Consider the following 15,972-nt stretch of genomic DNA (forward strand, 5'->3'; position numbering starts at 1 on the left):
ATAAATTTGCTAAACTAAAATAAAAAGCATGAAAAAGTACTTTATCGGCTTATTGCTCATCACATCTTTATCTTTTGCTCAAAATCATCATTTTAAAGCAGAAAGAAAAGAGGTAACTTGGCAATTAGGATTTAAAACAAATTCAACAGATATTTTAAATTTGATTGATAAAAATCATACCAAAATTTCTGTAAACAAGGAAGATAATTCAGGTAAGGGAATAAATTTAAATTGTGATTGTAAAGGAGGTGGTTGGTATTTTGAACAATCCTTTAATTTGAATTTTACTGTAGAAATTATAGACGAAAAATATATAGTAACTGTTTCTGATATTATTTTTGAAGGTGAAGGAGAAACTAATAAAAATAATAGATTAGAAAACTATGTTTTAAGAATAGGTCAAAGTAATTTTCATACAACCGAAAAAAATCTAATCAATTTAAACTGTTTAGAAAATTATTTTATAAAATTATTTCAGATTCCAAATTCAGAAATTATTTTAAATTAACTAATAAATCCCACAATAGTGGGATTTATTTTATTCTTCTGTAAATGTTTGTGCTTTTGAATACACACGCCATTTTTCAATACATTCCTGTAAATCTTGTGGAATTGGCGTATCAAAACGTAAAAATTCTTTTGTTATTGGGTGTTCAAACCCTAATGTTTTCGCGTGAAGTGCTTGTCTTGGTAATACTTTAAAACAATTATCTACAAATTGCTTGTATTTGGTAAACGTAGTTCCCTTTAAAATAGCATCACCACCGTAACGTTCGTCGTTAAAAAGCGTGTGACCAATGTGTTTCATATGCACACGAATTTGGTGTGTTCTTCCTGTTTCTAACTGACAAGAAACTAAAGTTACATATCCAAATCGTTCTAAAACTTTATAATGTGTTACCGCTGGTTTTCCTTTTTCATCGCTTTCATGAACCGCCATTCGCATACGGTTGGTATCATGACGACCAATATTTCCTTCTACAGTTCCTTCCTCTTCTTCAATATTTCCCCAAACCAAAGCAATATATTCTCGTTCCGAAGTTTTATCAGCAAATTGTTTTGACAAATAAGCCATCGCATGTTCGGTTTTAGCTACAACCAATAAACCTGTGGTATCTTTATCAATTCGATGCACCAATCCTGGGCGTTCCGAACTATTCAACGGTAAATTCTCAAAATGATAGGCTAACGCATTTACTAAAGTTCCTGAATAATTTCCGTGTCCTGGATGTACTACCATTCCTGCTGGTTTGTTGATGACCAATAATTGATCGTCTTCATACACTATGTCCAACAGAATATTTTCAGGCGTTAGCAATTGCTCGTACGTTGGATGCGCCAACACTAAACGCACAATATCACCTGCTTTTACTTTATAATTAGATTTTACAGCAACATCGTTCACTAAAATAGAACCATTTTCAGCTGCTTGTTGTATTTTATTTCGGGTGGTATTTTCAATTAAGTTCATCAAAAATTTATCCACACGCAAAGCTGATTGCCCTTTACTTGCTTCAAATCGATGATGTTCGTATAATTCGTCTTCTAATTCAGTTTCAACCTTATAATCCGCCATTATCTTCTTTAAATTCTACTGGTTCTGTAACGCCTTCTTCTGCTGGTGGTAAAGTATCTGCAGGTTCTTCCGAACTAAAGGTTTCTTCATTAAATACTTCTTTACCGTCGCCTAACACAAAATCAAGTGTTGAATTTTTCTTCACCTTATCACCTGCTCTCAGTCTTCTTCCGTTTTGATAAATTTGCAATACAATATCTTTAGCAATGTGCGGTTTATAGGTTATTTTACCTTCTTTTAAAGTCAATGATTTTATCGTAGCCGAAATTTGTCGGAACGTTTTGTCTTTAAATTCAGGAATCGTAATATCTGTAAATTCACCTGCATTTAATTTCACATACACTTTTCTGCCGTCTTTTACTAAACTTCCTGCCTTTGGATCTTGCTCTAAAATTGTAAAAGGAGGAAAATCGGCATTAAATTCTACCGTATCCAATAAAAATACTTCTAAATCCAATTCGTTTAGTTTTTCTTCAGCAATTTCTAATTTCATTTTCGATAAATCAGGCACTTTAATTTCCTGACCATGATTGGTTCTAAAATCTAAAAACTGTATTACTAAAAATGTGAAAACCACAACAATAGCAATTGCTAAAAAAGCTTGAATAAAAAAAGTTCGGCTTGTTAAAAATTTAATTAAACTCATACAAAATGATATTTTGACAAAGATATAAAATTCAAAAAGAAATAACGAAGCAATTCATTTTGATTTCTTCACACTTTTAAAACGGCATATTTGAAAAAATATTTCTATGGTAAACGAATAAAAGAATATAAAATCTCAATAAATAATGTAATTTTGTGTAGAACAATTTGAAATTTACAATGAAAAACGTAGCCATTATAATGGGAGGTTACTCTAGTGAGTACAAAATTTCGTTAACTAGCGGAAATGTAGTGTTTAAGAACATTAATCGTGCAAAATTTAATCCATACCGCATTCATATTTTTAAAGAAAAATGGGTGTATATAGACGAAAATGATACCGAATTTCCTATTGATAAAAACGATTTTTCAGTAACAGTTAATGGTTCAAAAATCAATTTTGATGTGGTTTTTAATGCCATTCACGGAACACCGGGCGAAGATGGTTTGATGCAAGCCTATTTCGAATTATTGAATATTCCTCAAACTTCGTGCGATTATTACCAAGCCTCGTTAACATTCAATAAACGTGATATGTTGTCGGTTTTAAAACCATACGGAATCAAAACGGCGGAATCGTACTATTTGAATTTAGGCAACGAAATTAACGTAGATACCATTTTAGCTAAAGTGGGTTTACCTTGTTTTGTAAAACCAAATAAATCAGGTTCAAGTTTCGGAATTTCGAAAGTAAAAACAGCAGCAGAATTTCTTCCAGCCATTGAAAATGCTTACAAAGAAGACGACGAAATCATCATAGAAAGTTTCTTGGACGGAACAGAAGTTTCGGTGGGTGTAATCAACTATAAAGGAACGGTTACCGTTTTACCTATTACCGAAATCGTATCCGAAAACGACTTTTTTGATTACGAAGCGAAATATTTAGGGAAATCTAAAGAGATTACGCCAGCGAGGATTTCAAATGAATTGAAAGTAAAAATCGAAACGGTTGCCAAAAGAGCTTATGAAGTATTGAAAATGAAAGGTTTTTCGAGAAGTGAATTCATTATCGTAAACAACGAACCACACATGTTAGAAATGAATACGATTCCAGGCTTAACTACCGAAAGTATTTTACCACAACAAGCTAGAGAAGCAGGAATTTCATTACCTGAATTATTTGAAAACGCTATTGAATTGGCTTTAAAGAAGTAAAAAATGAAAAAAGCAATATTTCCAGGATCATTTGACCCCATTACGAACGGGCATTACGATATTATCAAAAGAGGCGTTTCTTTATTTGATGAAGTGATTGTAGCGATTGGTGTTAATGCCGAAAAAAAATACATGTTTTCCTTAGAAGATAGAAAACGCTTTATCGAAGAAGCTTTCAAAGACGAGCCAAAAGTAAAAGTCATCACCTACTCTGGTTTAACAATCGATTTATGTAAAAAAGAAAACGCGGAATTCATCTTACGCGGACTAAGAAATCCGGCTGATTTTGAATTTGAAAAAGCCATCGCACACACCAATCGTGTCATGTCTAAAATAGAAACCGTTTTCTTATTAACAGCTGCTAGAACTTCTTTTATTTCCTCAAGTATTGTACGTGATGTATTAAGAAACGGTGGCGACATTTCGCAATTGGTTCCTAAAGCGGTTTTGGATAAGAAATAATTTTTTTTAACCACATAGAAACATAGAAATTAGTTAAAGTCTATAAAAGGCGTTTTACTAACTTAAGTAAACATAGACTATGTAAATCATTTATGATCTAAAAAAGTCTTAATAACTATGTTTCTATGTGGTTAAATACTTTTGATAATTCATTTTAGCATTCAAACACAATCAATTTCTCTTTGATAATTAAATTCGAAAAGTGAAACTCAGTTTTTATCCATTCCAAGGTGTTGGGTTGGTATATAAAAACATGGGTAAAATCATCTTTGTAATACCAATTTTCAAAAGGCTTTTGGTTGTTGAAAACTTCTGTTTTACAGTATAATTTTCCTTCCGGAAGTAATAAGCTTTTCAATAATTCAAATTCTTGATACGGATGATGAAAATGTTCCATTACTTCGCAACAAGAAACATAATCGTATTTTTGGTTCAAAAGTGATGGTTCATTTCCAAAAAATAAATCGTAATTCTGAACTTGATAGCCTTTATCAGTCAACATTTTTGCAATCACTGGACCCGTTCCTGAACCAAAATCTAAACCTTTAGCTTCTGGTGAAAAATCTTGTAAAATAGCATTTACGATTGGTGAAACAAAGTTTTGATAGCGTTCATCATAAACATCATTGTTATGTTTTTCGTAGTGTTCTTTCTCTTCTTCAGCGGTTAAGAAAGTATGTTTTGGTCTGAAAATACCTTCGCAATTGGTGCATTTATAGAACAAATGCTTTGACTTTTCGCAAAAAAGCGTTGATGTGGAATTACATAATGGACAAGTTAGATTCATTTTATCCTGAATTTACATAAATACATTGTCATTTCGACCTAAGGAGAAATCTCATAATTCAATCTACGTTATGTGATTCCTCCTTGCGTCGGAATGACAAAAAACTAATTCATCTCTTTTTTAATTAAAATAAAGTACTATTTCCTATTATTCTCTTTACGTGACGTAAATTTTGGATGGTTTTCTTCCTCTTCTTCCTCCTTCTTAATCACCTTTCTCGCTACTTCAATTTTATACTTTTTCCCTTTCATTTTCTCCTCTTTGATGTTTTGCAATAACGATTTTACTTTTGGATATTTCACCGCTACAAACGAAATAAAATCTTTTACTTCAATTAATCCAATATCGTCTTTTTCTAATTTTCCTTTTTGCGAAAAGAAACCTACAATGTCAATTTTATTCAACTTATTTTTCTTTCCTCCGCTGATGTAAAGCGTTTGATATAAAGGTGCTTTTGGTAATGATTTCGCATTGGAAACATCTAAACGGCGTTTGCCATAATCAAAATAATCAGATTTTTTCTCGGTTTCGTGAATTAGCACATAAGCGGTTCCGGTTGCTAACATACGTGCGGTTCTTCCGTTTCTGTGGGTAAATTCGTCTTCTTTTGCGGGTAAATGGTAATGAATTACGTGTTTCATTTCAGGAATATCCAAACCTCTCGCACCTAAATCGGTTGTAATCAAATAGGAAACACTTCCATTTCGAAACTGAATTAAAGCACGTTCACGTTCGTCTTGATCTAATCCGCCATGATAATAAGTCGAAATAATACCTTTTTGCATTAACATTTCATGAATGCGTTCTACCGCTTCTCTATGGTTGCAAAAAATAATCGCAGCTTCTGAATTTATAGAGCAAATCAACTGAAAAAGCGAATCAATTTTATCTTTGGATTTCGAAAATACAATGCGAACATCTAAATTATCGTTCTGTTTTTGGTTCGGAATAAAATCAATTACTTTCGGATCAATTACTTTGGTATATTTCGGAATTTCCACACCTGAAGTCGCAGAAACTAAAATACGTTTATTGGCTCTGGTAATTTTTCCAATGATATAGGACATTTCCTCATGAAAACCCAATTGTAACGACTTGTCAAACTCGTCTAAAACGTAGGTTTTAATGTTCTCGGTAGCAAAACTTCCTCTATCAAGATGGTCTGCAATTCTTCCAGGTGTTCCAATTAAAAGCGCTGGAGGATTACTCAAATTATTGATTTCGATATCAATGGAATGGCCACCATAACACGTATTGACTTTGTAATGCGTACCCATTTTTTTCCAAACTTGTTCAATTTGCAAACCTAATTCGCGCGAAGGCACTAAAATTAAGCATTGCACACCTTTTACGTCTTCTTCTAATAAATGAAAAATAGGTAATAAAAAAGCTAAGGTTTTCCCAGAACCCGTTGGCGAAAGCAATAAAATATTATCTTCATTCAAAATAGCTTGTTGCGCTACTTCTTGCATCTTATTTAAACTTTGAATACCAAGATTCAATAGTACATTGTTGGAATACGGATTTTGACTCATGCGGCAAAGATAGTGATGATTGTTGATTGATGCCTATCGATTTTTAAATTAACCCGATCAATACAATTAAATAAAGTAAAATTAAAGAGTTTTGAACCACATAGAAACATAGGAAAAAAGAATTGGATAGCCCAAAATTTGGGTGAAAATAAACTATGTAAACTATAAAAAGAGTTAAAATGACTCACCACTTCTAACAATTAAACTATGTTTCTATGTGTTTCAAGTAAAAAACTTTATTTTTGAAAATCAAATACAATTCTGCTATGCGTTTTTTAAAAATAAGTTTGCTTTTCTTTTCGATTTCCGTGTTTTCACAAAACGATTTATCTACGCCTTTTGAACGTGGCAATGGCAATCAATCTACTACTTATGAAGAATGTATTGCGTTTTATGAAAAATTAGACGAACGTTTTGCCAACATCCAAATGATTCACAAAGGAACCACAGATAGCGGAAAACCTCTGCATTTAGTGATTTTTTCAAGCGAAGGAAAATTTGATTTTGACGAATATTTTACAAAAAATAAAGCCGTAATATTAATCAACAACGGCATTCACGCTGGTGAACCCGACGGCATTGACGCTACCATGATGTTAATGCGTGATTTAGCCACGGGAAAAATCAAAACGGCTAAAAACACCTTTATTGCGGCTATTCCAGTGTATAGTGTTGGTGGGATGTTGAATCGAAATTCGCATTCAAGAGCCAATCAAAACGGTCCTGAAGAATATGGTTTTAGAGGAAATGGGCGAAATTATGATTTGAATCGCGATTTTATTAAATCGGATACTAAAAATTCGAGAAGTTTTCAAAAGTTATTTACAGAGTTAAATCCTGATATTTTCTTAGATAATCACGTTTCTAATGGTGCGGATTATCAATATACATTTACTTGTATTGCGACCCAACATGAACGTTTGGGAAACAAATTAGGTAATTATTTCATCAACGAATTGTATCCTTCGGTGGTTAAAGACATGAACAAAAAGAAAATCGATGTGGTTCCGTATGTAAATGTACACAGTACTACACCTGATAAAGGTTTTGAGCAATTTACCGATACACCAAGATATGCCACAGGTTATTCAACTTTATTCCACACCTTAGGATTTGTTCCCGAAACACACATGTTGAAAGTCTACAAAGAACGAGTAAAAGTTACTTACGAATTTATGGTCAGCACGATTGGTTTTGCAGATGCGAATTGGCAAAAAATCAAACAAATGCGAAAAGACGCATTGAACGAATATCAAGCTGGAATGGAATATCCGATGGATTGGGCAATAGATTCAACCAAAGTGTCATATATTGATTTTAAAGGCTATCAAGGCGGATACAAGCCAAGTGATATTTCAGGAAAAGACCGATTGTTTTACGATAAAAGCAAACCGTTTACCAAAAAAATTCCGTTTTATGGCAATTATAAACCTACGAAATTCATAAACATTCCAAAAGCGTATATTATTCCGCAATCACAATGGCAAGTGTTGGATATTTTAAAATTGAACAATATCAATGCGCATCGTCTTCAAAAAGACACCATTATTGAAGTAGAATCGTATAAAATTGAAAGTTATCAAACCTCAAAATCACCTTACGAAGGACATTACGGACATTACAATACGAAAGTGTCTAAATCGACTCAAAAGGTGAAATTTTTCATGGGTGATTATGTGTTTTACACGAATCAACCAGGTGTGAAATATTTAGTAGAAACATTAGAACCAGAAGCGGTGGATAGTTATTTCAATTGGAACTTCTTTGACCCTATTTTACAACAAAAAGAATATTTTTCGAGTTATGTTTTTGAAGATTTAGCCAAAGAATTCTTAGATAAAAATCCAAAAATCAAAGCCGAATTAGAACAAAAGAAACAAAACGACAAAGCTTTCACTGAAAACGGCGCAGCGCAATTGGATTGGGTGTACAGACAATCGCCTTATTATGAAAAAGCGCATTTGCAGTATCCAGTTTATAGATTGAATTAGACAATGTGTTAATGAGCCTAAATTGGCACATTGTCTAATTATCAAATTGACACATTAGATTTCTCCGCCTCAAACAACAACTTAATATTCTCGTACGAGTTCTCCAATAAAAACTTAATATCCTTTGGATTCACCCATTCTACTCGTTCAATGCCTTCATCTGCTTGGCCTTGTGGTGTGCCTTCGTATTTGGTTCGCATTTCAAACCATTGCGTAATTTTTAGTTTGTAGCGTCCGTTGCGTTTAAAAATATGATAGGTTTTTTGTAATTTATCGGTAATGACTAATCCGGTAACTCCGGTTTCTTCTTCCACTTCTCGAATTGCGGTTTCTTCAATGGTTTCATTTTTTTCCATACCGCCTTTTGCCAAATCCCATTTGCCGTTTCTAAAAATAAAAAGTACGTCTCCATTTGCATTATAAACCAATCCACCACCCGCTTTTTCAACAGGTAATTTCGCACGTAGCGTTTTCATAATTAACTTTTCATCGGGATGATACAGAAACGCTTTCTGAATTTTATGCTGAAAAATTTTAACAATCAACTTCTTGATATCAACACTTTCCAATAAAAAAAGTTTGAAATCAGTTTCTTTTTGCACTTCATTTGTCAAAAAAAGTGGCTTATCGTTCACAAAAACTTTATACATTTGCAATATGATTTTTAATAACAACACAGCGCAACAAACAGCCGAATTGCTTTTACAAATAAACGCAATTAAATTAAATTCTAAAAATCCTTTTACGTGGGCTTCAGGCTGGAAGTCTCCGATTTATTGTGATAACCGTATAATCCTTTCATTTCCAGCGGTTAGAAACTATATTCGTGATGAATTTGCCAAACATATTGAAGAAAAATTTGGTAAACCCGACGTTATTGCAGGCGTTGCAACGGGTGCCATTGGCATTGGAATTCTTGTTGCAGAAGCAATGGGACTGCCTTTTGTATACGTTCGTCCAGAGCCAAAAAAACACGGAAGACAAAACCAAGTGGAAGGTTTCTTGCAAAAAGGACAAAATGTGGTAGTCGTAGAAGATTTAATTTCAACAGGCGGAAGTAGTTTATTAGCTGTAGAAGCATTACGCAACGAAGGCGCAAACATCAAAGGAATGGCAGCTATTTTTACGTATGGTTTTCCAGTTTCAAAAGAGCGCTTTGAAGCAGCTAATTTGGATGTTTTTACGTTAAGTAATTACGAAAACTTATTGCAAAAAGCGGTTGACAAACAATATGTTTCAGAAAACGAATTAGCGACATTAAGTGCTTGGAACGCTAATCCTGCTGAGTGGAACGTGGAAGTTTAAATCACAAACAATAAACCATCAACAATAAACAAAAAAACATATGAACTTAGAAAGTCCAAAAGTAAACGTAGCAAAATCGGCTGAATATTTATTCAACGCTTTGAACGACGTAAAGAATTTCGAGAAATTAATGCCTGAAAATATCGCAAAATTTGAAGTAATCGACGAAAATTGCTTTGAATTCGGATTAAAAGGAATGCCAGAAATTAAATTGGTAAAAAAAGGTGGAACTCCAAACTCACAAGTTGTTTTAGGAGGAGCTTCAAGTAAATTACCGTTTACTTTAACAGCAAACTTAACCGAAGTAAACGATACAACAGATGTACAATTAGCATTTGAAGGTGATTTCAACCCAATGATGGCAATGATGATCAAAGGACCTATTACAAAATTCATTGAGACATTAGCTCAAAATATGGGGAAATTGTAGTTTCCTGAATAACTTATTGAACACGAATTACATGATTTAATTGTTGTAATTCGTGTTTTTTTATTGATTATTATCATCCTGAACTTGTTTCAGGATCTTTTCTTATATTTTTGAGATGCTGAAACGAGTTCAGCATGACAGAAGTTTTATTTATACCGTTTTCAAAGCCTCAACCAGCAAATCAATATCTTCTTTTGTATTAAAATGGCTGAATGAAATGCGTAAACTTGGTTTTTTAGCTTCTTCTGATGATAAAAATTCGGCTAAAACGTGCGATGGTTTGGTGCTTCCGCTTTGGCAAGCGCTTCCGCGTGAAACGGCAATTCCTTTCATGTCTAACGTAAATAACAACATTGATGTCTTTTCTTCTGATAATGGTAATTGCACATTCAAAAGGTTATAAAAAGTATTTTCTCCGTTGATTTTCAACTCTGTAAATACTTTTTTTAATTCCGAAAAGCAGTAGTTTTTTAAATCGGAAATGAAATTGATGTCATTTTCTAAATGTTCATAAGCTAATTCTAACGCTTTTGCCATTCCAACAACTTGATGTACGGCTTCTGTTCCGGCACGCATGCCTTTTTCTTGTTCGCCGCCAAAAATCATCGGTTGTAGCATTGAATTCTTTTTCAAATACGCAAACCCAATTCCTTTTGGACCATGAAATTTATGCGCAGAAGCCACTAAAAAGTCGATTCCCAACTCTTGTACATCTAAATTCGTTTTCCCTACAGATTGCACCGTATCACAATGAAAAAGCGCTTTCGCATACTTGCATAAATCTGAAACACGTTTGATGTCTAAAATCGTTCCTATTTCGTTATTAATGTGTATTAATGATACTAATGTTGGAACTTCTGACAATAATTTTGAAGCCAAATCTTGATAATCGATATTTCCGTTTGGTAAAATGGTGATATATTCCACTTGAATCCCGAATTCCTTTGCTAAATGTTCAACCGTGTGCAACGTAGCGTGATGCTCGATTTTAGTCGTAATAATGCGTTTTATCCCCAAATCTTTAACCGCGCTGGTCAAAATCCAATTGGTGGCTTCAGTAGCACTTGATGTAAAAATAACTTCGGAAGCTTGTGCATTTAGTAATTTCGCAATGGATTTTCGGGATGATTCTAACAAAGTCTTGGCACTTCGACCAAAACTGTGCGTTGAAGATGGGTTTCCGAAATCATTTTGAAGTACACTCATCATCGCAGTAATAACTTCTGGATGAATAGGCGTGGTTGCGGCGTTATCTAAATACACTTTTCTCATAAGGCAAAGATACAAATCATTTTATTTTGGAGGTCTTAAATTCAATTCGTGTTGAAATTAACAAACTTTAGCAAAATAATAAATTAAAACCTTTATTTTTGTTGCATAAATTCGATGAATAAATGAAAAAACTTATAGTTTTAGTAGCCTCAGTTTTTATGCTACAAGCTTGTGATGATGGCGATATTACGTTGGAATCTTTCAATTTTGATTCCGTAACCGTTCAAGAATGCACAGATAATAATTTGATTTTTAAAATTAATAGCGATGAAATGTTGTTAATCAATATTCCAGAAGCTAGTTTTGCAAATGTTGAAACTCCTGATGGAAGTCCACGAATTGTTAGTGTAAGTTCAACCAATCAAATTATCTACAGAATTTATTCTACAACTGTTACTTCAACAAGTATTTGCAATCTTATTCCACCCGCTACACCTGTAGTTAATCAGGAATGGAATGCTACTGGTGGAACAATCGAAATAATTACAGATGCACTCTACGCTTCTGACGGAACAACAATTAATGGATACACGCATAACATTAAATTTAAAAATGTAAACTTTTCTGGACCTACCAATTCATTTAGTTTTACAGAGTATACTTTCGGAAATTACGAAACCGATTTGTAAAAAAATATTTTTAAAAGTGAAAGGACTATTCAAATTTGAGTAGTCCTTTTTTTATTTTACGAAGTGAAATTCGAGTTAAATTTTAAACCAAAATGTTACTTCACATTTTGTTTGATGTACACTTCTGTAGCTCCCAAACCATATTTTTGATAGTTCGCATCTTGGAATGAAATACCATCATTACGACCCAACATAAAGTCTAATTCGGCCTTCAAAACACCTTCACCTACACCATGAATAAACACCACTTTTGGCATTCGATTTTTGATAGCAAAATCGAGTTGTCTCTTTGCTGTTTCCATTTGTAAAGTCAGAATATCATAGTTGCTCATTCCACGTTTTGAAGGGACTAATTTTTCAATATGCAAATCAACTTCTAAGACAAATTCATCTTTACGAGAACGCTTTTCTTTGACAAAACTTCGCTTTTTAGGCTCTTCTTTCTCTTTTAAAACAGAACCTAAACTTTGACTAGAGAAAAAACCGCTTAAATCATTGGAATTGTTTATTTTAACTAATTCGTTGACAAAAAATGTCATCATAAATTTATCGGTAGTTTCCACCGAAATTTCATTATTTTGAACCTTAATTACTACCCCTGAAATGTCGTCGTCTAAAACGGCAACCTTATCTCCTATTTCAAATTTCTGTGTCATTTTCTTCTTCGTTTTCTCCATTATTTTGAGATGGAATTTTCTTCATCAATCTAAATAATCCAAACATAAAAACGGCCATTGCCCCTATCATAATAAATCGATTTGGAGCTGGTTTTGATTGCTCAATCATAGCAAAAATTCCGACTGCGGCAAACATCAAAATGTATAAAAATTGCTTCATAATTTTCTCTTTAAATAAAGTTTTCAAAAGTAGTCTTTTTAAAATTAGTATTTGTTTTTGAACTTTTTTTTGTAAACTTGTAATGCAATTTTAACAGCAAAAAGTTTTATGGAAGAACATATGTTGCCTTGTATGAACAAACAACTTTTTGGAGTTGAATGTCCAGGTTGTGGAACTCAAAGAGCCATTGCTTTTTTGATGGAAGGTGAATTTTATGAAGCCTTTAAAATTTTTCCTGCTATTTATACTTTAGGCTTATTCTTTATTTTACTGAGCCTTCACTTATTCGACAAAAAGAGAAATTATACTAAATTAGTAATTTCAAGTGCTATACTAAATGGAGCTGTAATTCTGATAGCCTATTTTATCAAAATGTATTTTAACAACTTAACCAATTAAATTAAATAAATATGGAAAATCAAAAATTACCTAATGCAACCGCAGTACTTATTCTGGGGATTTTTTCAATTTTAACGTGTTGTTGCTATGGAATCATTAGTATAATCCTTGGAGTAGTTGGATTAGTTTTGGCAAACAAAGACACTAAATTATATGCCGAAAACCCAAGCCAATATACAAATTACAACAATCTTAAAATTGGTAAAATTTTAAGCATTATTGGTATTGTGTTAGGAGCTATCTATTTAATCTATGTAGTTGTTCTTTTCTCTACTTTAGGTATGGAAGGTATTGAACAAATGCAACAAGAATTTATTCGAAGATACGGAAAATAAACCCAACATTAAAACATACAAAAAGAACGCTATCAATAAGTTAGCGTTCTTTTTTTGTTTAATAACAACTCATTAACAAATCGTTCACACCTCTTTTTTTGAGTTTGGCACAGCAATTGAAAACAACTAATCAAGCAACCTTTTTAGAAACAAATTTTAAAATGTAGTTGTTAGTTTAATCTTTAAATATTTGTATCATGAAAAAAATTACACTTTTAGTAGTAGCCAGCTTCATACTGGTAGGAAGTATGGCTTATGCGTCAGAAAACCCTGTTTTTTCTGACAACACAGATAGAAGAGGTTATTATATCGATTATCGAGATGCCGAACCTATTATTTTTAAAGAACGAGGAATTGAGTTTATGCTGTTTCCAAATGGAGAATTTGATTTCAACACAAGACCTGCGGTTAGACCAAGAGTCAACGGAACAAGTGGTGCTCCAAGAGGAATGTACTATGGAACTTCAGAAAGAGGTATTCGAGTAGAACACGATAATTTTGGTAGAGTAAGACGCGTAGGAAATGTTTATATTAACTACGATGCATATGGAAGAGTTAAACGTATTGGGACAATTTACATGAGTTATAACAGTTTTGCTGTAACTAAAGTGGGTAACATGCGAATTGTGTACGACAGAAGAGGACGAATTGTAGATGTATATGGTTTTATCAACCACGCTAACGGCGGTTACTTCTACAACCCTGGAACTCATTACTCAGGTGGAAATGGCGGCTATGGTTACGGGGATGATTACAATGATGATTATGAAAGTGACGATGACTTTTATTACTACCGAAAAGATGGTTCAAAAGCAAAAATGTCTGAAGAAGATATAAAAGAAATCAAAAAAGAAACTTTAGAAGTAAAAAAAGATAAATAATTGGTTGGTTAGTTTGTTTTAAATCCTGTGAATTCTGGGAAGATGAAGCAGGATTTTTTATGTTCAATCGCAAAGTCAAAGTCAAAAAATCACTTATCTGAACTTTTAAACTTTTTTAAATACATAGATTCATAGTTATGCTTTGCGAGTATTTTTAGTCCGAAGCTTCGGACGTTTCACTTGACATAATCAACATAGGAAACAAACTTAAATGACTTATATGTTTAAAAATGTGTCTTAGAGGCTTTGCGAACTAGTATTACTTGAATATTCTCTTGAAAACAGAGTTCATCACAAAATTAATATCGGAAGAGATTTTCAAATAATAGCTCAATCCCAAGTAGAAAATAGTTACTAAAATCGATTTCAGGATAATATTTACAAATGGGTGAAAACTAAAATCCCAATAGTAAAACAAACCAAAACTTACTATTGTTAGAACCAAAGCTACAATCGTATTTTTTGTAAACGGAAATAACTTCATTTTAAGCACCACAAAAAGCAATTTAGCTAAACTATATAACGTAATTGATATTAACGTTGCTATAGCCGCTCCATTTAAGCCATAAAGCGGAATGAAGATCATATTTAAAGAAACCGTCATAAAAACTAGAAATAATCCTAAAAATAAGACTGCTTGATAATATTTTGAGTTAAAAATAATTGCATTATTGTTTCCTAAAACCAAATCGAAATATTTAGAAATACCAATAAAGAAAACCACAGCAATTCCTTCGCTATAACCTGCTGGTAAAACACTGTATAATTCATTTATATTAACCAAAATCCCAACTAAAATTAAACCACCGATAACTTGAAGCGTAATGGAAGATTTTTTATACAATTCATTTAGTTCATCGTGCTTATTTTCACTCATCAATTTAGCCGTAATTGGATACGTAATTTGATGCATCGCACGACTTGGCACAGCAATCACAGTCGCAATAAAAATAGCAACCGAATAAAACGCAATATTATCGATATTGATGTAAAAATTCAACATGAATTTATCTACATCTAATAACATATTGGCTACACTTCCCGACAAAATAATAAAAAAACAATAGGTTAAAACTGCTTTTGCATTGTCAGGAAAAACTAAATTGAAACACGGTGTTTTGACTTTCATTGCGTATAAAAACATAGCAATGAGCGATAAAAAGTAAATTCCCATTAAAGCAAAAACGAATTGCTGTGGCGAAAGGAAATCAAAATAAACTGCAAATAAGAAAATCGAAATTAGCACACGAAGCAAAACTTCTTTCACAAAACTCCCATAAACCGATTGTAAATGCACTTTTACCCAAGCGTAAAAAATCTCAAAATATCCCATACAAAGCCCAATTACTGGAATTTGCCAAACATAATCATATACAATTGGATTTTTTTGCGATAATAATTCCGCAATTTGATGATAACCAAAATAACCTATCAAACTTATTGGAAGAATTATTAGTAAAGGCAACACCAAAACAAACGTTAGAAATTGCGATTTTTTCTCTTCGGTTTCGTATTCGTTATAGAATTTCACTAACGTATTGTGCACACCAAACGCCATCAAAGGCATCATTATATTGGCTGCCGACAAAATAAATCCGACTAAGCCATAAAAGGTATCGCCTAGAAATTGTCCATACATAAACAACGTGTTAATTGCCCCAATACCAAAGCCAATGTAGGTAATAATGGTATTCTTAATCGATTGTTTGATGACAATTCCCATGTTTTTAGTA

General features: G+C 32.8%; 19 protein-coding genes. 10 read left to right on the forward strand and 9 right to left on the reverse strand.

Annotated elements, in window-relative coordinates; all coding sequences use genetic code 11:
• Positions 1-28: 28 nt before the first annotated feature.
• Complete coding sequence (locus RSE15_RS03405) at positions 29-508, forward strand: hypothetical protein (RefSeq protein WP_324069584.1); 480 nt, start codon at positions 29-31, stop codon at positions 506-508.
• Positions 509-538: 30 nt separating this feature from the next.
• Here RSE15_RS03405 and RSE15_RS03410 read toward each other — a convergent pair whose 3' ends face one another.
• Both RSE15_RS03410 and RSE15_RS03415 read right to left on the reverse strand, forming a co-directional pair.
• On the reverse strand, positions 539-1,576 hold the full coding sequence (locus RSE15_RS03410; protein ID WP_324069585.1) for an RluA family pseudouridine synthase: 1,038 nt from the start codon (positions 1,574-1,576) through the stop codon (positions 539-541).
• Positions 1,563-2,222: a PASTA domain-containing protein gene (locus tag RSE15_RS03415; RefSeq protein ID WP_324069586.1), complete on the reverse strand. Its 660-nt coding sequence runs from the start codon at positions 2,220-2,222 to the stop codon at positions 1,563-1,565. Before RSE15_RS03415 ends, RSE15_RS03410 begins: the two co-directional genes overlap by 14 nt.
• Positions 2,223-2,401: 179 nt before the next feature.
• Here RSE15_RS03415 and RSE15_RS03420 point away from each other — a divergent pair, with 179 nt between their 5' ends.
• Positions 2,402-3,376 carry a D-alanine--D-alanine ligase gene (locus RSE15_RS03420; RefSeq protein WP_324069587.1) on the forward strand — a complete coding sequence of 325 codons (975 nt, stop codon included), beginning with the start codon at positions 2,402-2,404 and terminating at the stop codon, positions 3,374-3,376.
• A gap of 3 nt (positions 3,377-3,379) precedes the next feature.
• Positions 3,380-3,838: a pantetheine-phosphate adenylyltransferase gene (coaD, locus tag RSE15_RS03425; protein WP_324069588.1), complete on the forward strand. Its 459-nt coding sequence runs from the start codon at positions 3,380-3,382 to the stop codon at positions 3,836-3,838.
• 154 nt (positions 3,839-3,992) lie between these two features.
• Here the strand turns inward: coaD and RSE15_RS03430 are convergent, their stop codons facing one another.
• A complete protein-coding gene (locus RSE15_RS03430) occupies positions 3,993-4,562 on the reverse strand; it encodes a class I SAM-dependent methyltransferase (RefSeq protein ID WP_324069589.1) in 570 nt (189 codons plus the stop codon).
• 200 nt (positions 4,563-4,762) lie between these two features.
• Entirely contained in the window at positions 4,763-6,160 is a 1,398-nt protein-coding gene (locus RSE15_RS03435; RefSeq protein ID WP_324069590.1) for a DEAD/DEAH box helicase, read from the reverse strand.
• A 266-nt stretch (positions 6,161-6,426) separates the two neighbouring features.
• Here RSE15_RS03435 and RSE15_RS03440 point away from each other — a divergent pair, with 266 nt between their 5' ends.
• Entirely contained in the window at positions 6,427-8,151 is a 1,725-nt protein-coding gene (locus RSE15_RS03440; protein ID WP_324070396.1) for a M14 family zinc carboxypeptidase, read from the forward strand.
• Between the two features lie 41 nt (positions 8,152-8,192).
• On the opposite strand, the gene RSE15_RS03445 is transcribed toward RSE15_RS03440, so the two are convergent.
• Positions 8,193-8,801 carry an NUDIX hydrolase gene (locus RSE15_RS03445; RefSeq protein ID WP_324069591.1) on the reverse strand — a complete coding sequence of 203 codons (609 nt, stop codon included), beginning with the start codon at positions 8,799-8,801 and terminating at the stop codon, positions 8,193-8,195.
• 7 nt (positions 8,802-8,808) lie between these two features.
• On the opposite strand from RSE15_RS03445, the gene pyrE reads away from it, so the two are divergent.
• Both pyrE and RSE15_RS03455 read left to right on the forward strand, forming a co-directional pair.
• Positions 8,809-9,456 carry an orotate phosphoribosyltransferase gene (gene pyrE / locus RSE15_RS03450; protein ID WP_324069592.1) on the forward strand — a complete coding sequence of 216 codons (648 nt, stop codon included), beginning with the start codon at positions 8,809-8,811 and terminating at the stop codon, positions 9,454-9,456.
• A gap of 40 nt (positions 9,457-9,496) precedes the next feature.
• Positions 9,497-9,886 (forward strand): SRPBCC family protein, encoded by a 390-nt coding sequence (locus tag RSE15_RS03455; protein WP_324069593.1) that lies wholly within the window; start codon positions 9,497-9,499, stop codon positions 9,884-9,886.
• Between the two features lie 150 nt (positions 9,887-10,036).
• Here RSE15_RS03455 and RSE15_RS03460 read toward each other — a convergent pair whose 3' ends face one another.
• Positions 10,037-11,158 carry a cysteine desulfurase family protein gene (locus RSE15_RS03460; protein WP_324069594.1) on the reverse strand — a complete coding sequence of 374 codons (1,122 nt, stop codon included), beginning with the start codon at positions 11,156-11,158 and terminating at the stop codon, positions 10,037-10,039.
• Positions 11,159-11,280: 122 nt separating this feature from the next.
• Between RSE15_RS03460 and RSE15_RS03465 the strand changes: the two genes are divergently transcribed.
• Positions 11,281-11,787 (forward strand): hypothetical protein, encoded by a 507-nt coding sequence (locus RSE15_RS03465; protein WP_324069595.1) that lies wholly within the window; start codon positions 11,281-11,283, stop codon positions 11,785-11,787.
• Between the two features lie 95 nt (positions 11,788-11,882).
• On the opposite strand, the gene RSE15_RS03470 is transcribed toward RSE15_RS03465, so the two are convergent.
• Both RSE15_RS03470 and RSE15_RS03475 read right to left on the reverse strand, forming a co-directional pair.
• Complete coding sequence (locus tag RSE15_RS03470; protein WP_324069596.1) at positions 11,883-12,443, reverse strand: DUF8465 domain-containing protein; 561 nt, start codon at positions 12,441-12,443, stop codon at positions 11,883-11,885.
• Positions 12,427-12,624: a hypothetical protein gene (locus RSE15_RS03475; RefSeq protein WP_324069597.1), complete on the reverse strand. Its 198-nt coding sequence runs from the start codon at positions 12,622-12,624 to the stop codon at positions 12,427-12,429. The genes RSE15_RS03470 and RSE15_RS03475 overlap by 17 nt, the downstream gene beginning before the upstream one ends.
• Before the next feature lie 108 nt (positions 12,625-12,732).
• Between RSE15_RS03475 and RSE15_RS03480 the strand changes: the two genes are divergently transcribed.
• The 3 genes from RSE15_RS03480 to RSE15_RS03490 all read left to right on the forward strand — a co-directional run bounded on the left by RSE15_RS03480 (position 12,733) and on the right by RSE15_RS03490 (position 14,239).
• On the forward strand, positions 12,733-13,023 hold the full coding sequence (locus RSE15_RS03480; protein ID WP_324069598.1) for a DUF2752 domain-containing protein: 291 nt from the start codon (positions 12,733-12,735) through the stop codon (positions 13,021-13,023).
• An 11-nt stretch (positions 13,024-13,034) separates the two neighbouring features.
• Entirely contained in the window at positions 13,035-13,358 is a 324-nt protein-coding gene (locus RSE15_RS03485; protein ID WP_324069599.1) for a CCC motif membrane protein, read from the forward strand.
• Positions 13,359-13,555: 197 nt separating this feature from the next.
• Positions 13,556-14,239, forward strand: a complete 684-nt coding sequence (locus RSE15_RS03490) for a hypothetical protein (protein WP_324069600.1) — start codon at positions 13,556-13,558, stop codon at positions 14,237-14,239.
• A gap of 259 nt (positions 14,240-14,498) precedes the next feature.
• Here RSE15_RS03490 and RSE15_RS03495 read toward each other — a convergent pair whose 3' ends face one another.
• Entirely contained in the window at positions 14,499-15,962 is a 1,464-nt protein-coding gene (locus tag RSE15_RS03495) for an oligosaccharide flippase family protein (RefSeq protein WP_324069601.1), read from the reverse strand.
• Positions 15,963-15,972 lie beyond the last annotated feature (10 nt).

Source organism: Flavobacterium sp. (assembly GCF_035195345.1).
GTDB lineage: Bacteria > Bacteroidota > Bacteroidia > Flavobacteriales > Flavobacteriaceae > Flavobacterium.

Excerpts from the sequence above, each read along its gene's own strand:
- RSE15_RS03495 (WP_324069601.1), bottom strand. The coding sequence starts at position 15,962 with ATGGGAATTGTCATCAAACAATCGATTAAGAATACCATTATTACCTAC.
- RSE15_RS03465 (WP_324069595.1), top strand. The coding sequence starts at position 11,281 with ATGAAAAAACTTATAGTTTTAGTAGCCTCAGTTTTTATGCTACAAGCT.
- RSE15_RS03475 (WP_324069597.1), bottom strand. The coding sequence starts at position 12,624 with ATGAAGCAATTTTTATACATTTTGATGTTTGCCGCAGTCGGAATTTTT.
- RSE15_RS03420 (WP_324069587.1), top strand. The coding sequence starts at position 2,402 with ATGAAAAACGTAGCCATTATAATGGGAGGTTACTCTAGTGAGTACAAA.
- pyrE (WP_324069592.1), top strand. The coding sequence starts at position 8,809 with ATGATTTTTAATAACAACACAGCGCAACAAACAGCCGAATTGCTTTTA.
- RSE15_RS03460 (WP_324069594.1), bottom strand. The coding sequence starts at position 11,158 with ATGAGAAAAGTGTATTTAGATAACGCCGCAACCACGCCTATTCATCCA.
- RSE15_RS03415 (WP_324069586.1), bottom strand. The coding sequence starts at position 2,222 with ATGAGTTTAATTAAATTTTTAACAAGCCGAACTTTTTTTATTCAAGCT.
- RSE15_RS03480 (WP_324069598.1), top strand. The coding sequence starts at position 12,733 with ATGGAAGAACATATGTTGCCTTGTATGAACAAACAACTTTTTGGAGTT.
- RSE15_RS03490 (WP_324069600.1), top strand. The coding sequence starts at position 13,556 with ATGAAAAAAATTACACTTTTAGTAGTAGCCAGCTTCATACTGGTAGGA.
- RSE15_RS03405 (WP_324069584.1), top strand. The coding sequence starts at position 29 with ATGAAAAAGTACTTTATCGGCTTATTGCTCATCACATCTTTATCTTTT.
- RSE15_RS03455 (WP_324069593.1), top strand. The coding sequence starts at position 9,497 with ATGAACTTAGAAAGTCCAAAAGTAAACGTAGCAAAATCGGCTGAATAT.
- RSE15_RS03435 (WP_324069590.1), bottom strand. The coding sequence starts at position 6,160 with ATGAGTCAAAATCCGTATTCCAACAATGTACTATTGAATCTTGGTATT.
- RSE15_RS03485 (WP_324069599.1), top strand. The coding sequence starts at position 13,035 with ATGGAAAATCAAAAATTACCTAATGCAACCGCAGTACTTATTCTGGGG.
- coaD (WP_324069588.1), top strand. The coding sequence starts at position 3,380 with ATGAAAAAAGCAATATTTCCAGGATCATTTGACCCCATTACGAACGGG.
- RSE15_RS03440 (WP_324070396.1), top strand. The coding sequence starts at position 6,427 with ATGCGTTTTTTAAAAATAAGTTTGCTTTTCTTTTCGATTTCCGTGTTT.
- RSE15_RS03410 (WP_324069585.1), bottom strand. The coding sequence starts at position 1,576 with ATGGCGGATTATAAGGTTGAAACTGAATTAGAAGACGAATTATACGAA.
- RSE15_RS03470 (WP_324069596.1), bottom strand. The coding sequence starts at position 12,443 with ATGACACAGAAATTTGAAATAGGAGATAAGGTTGCCGTTTTAGACGAC.
- RSE15_RS03445 (WP_324069591.1), bottom strand. The coding sequence starts at position 8,801 with ATGTATAAAGTTTTTGTGAACGATAAGCCACTTTTTTTGACAAATGAA.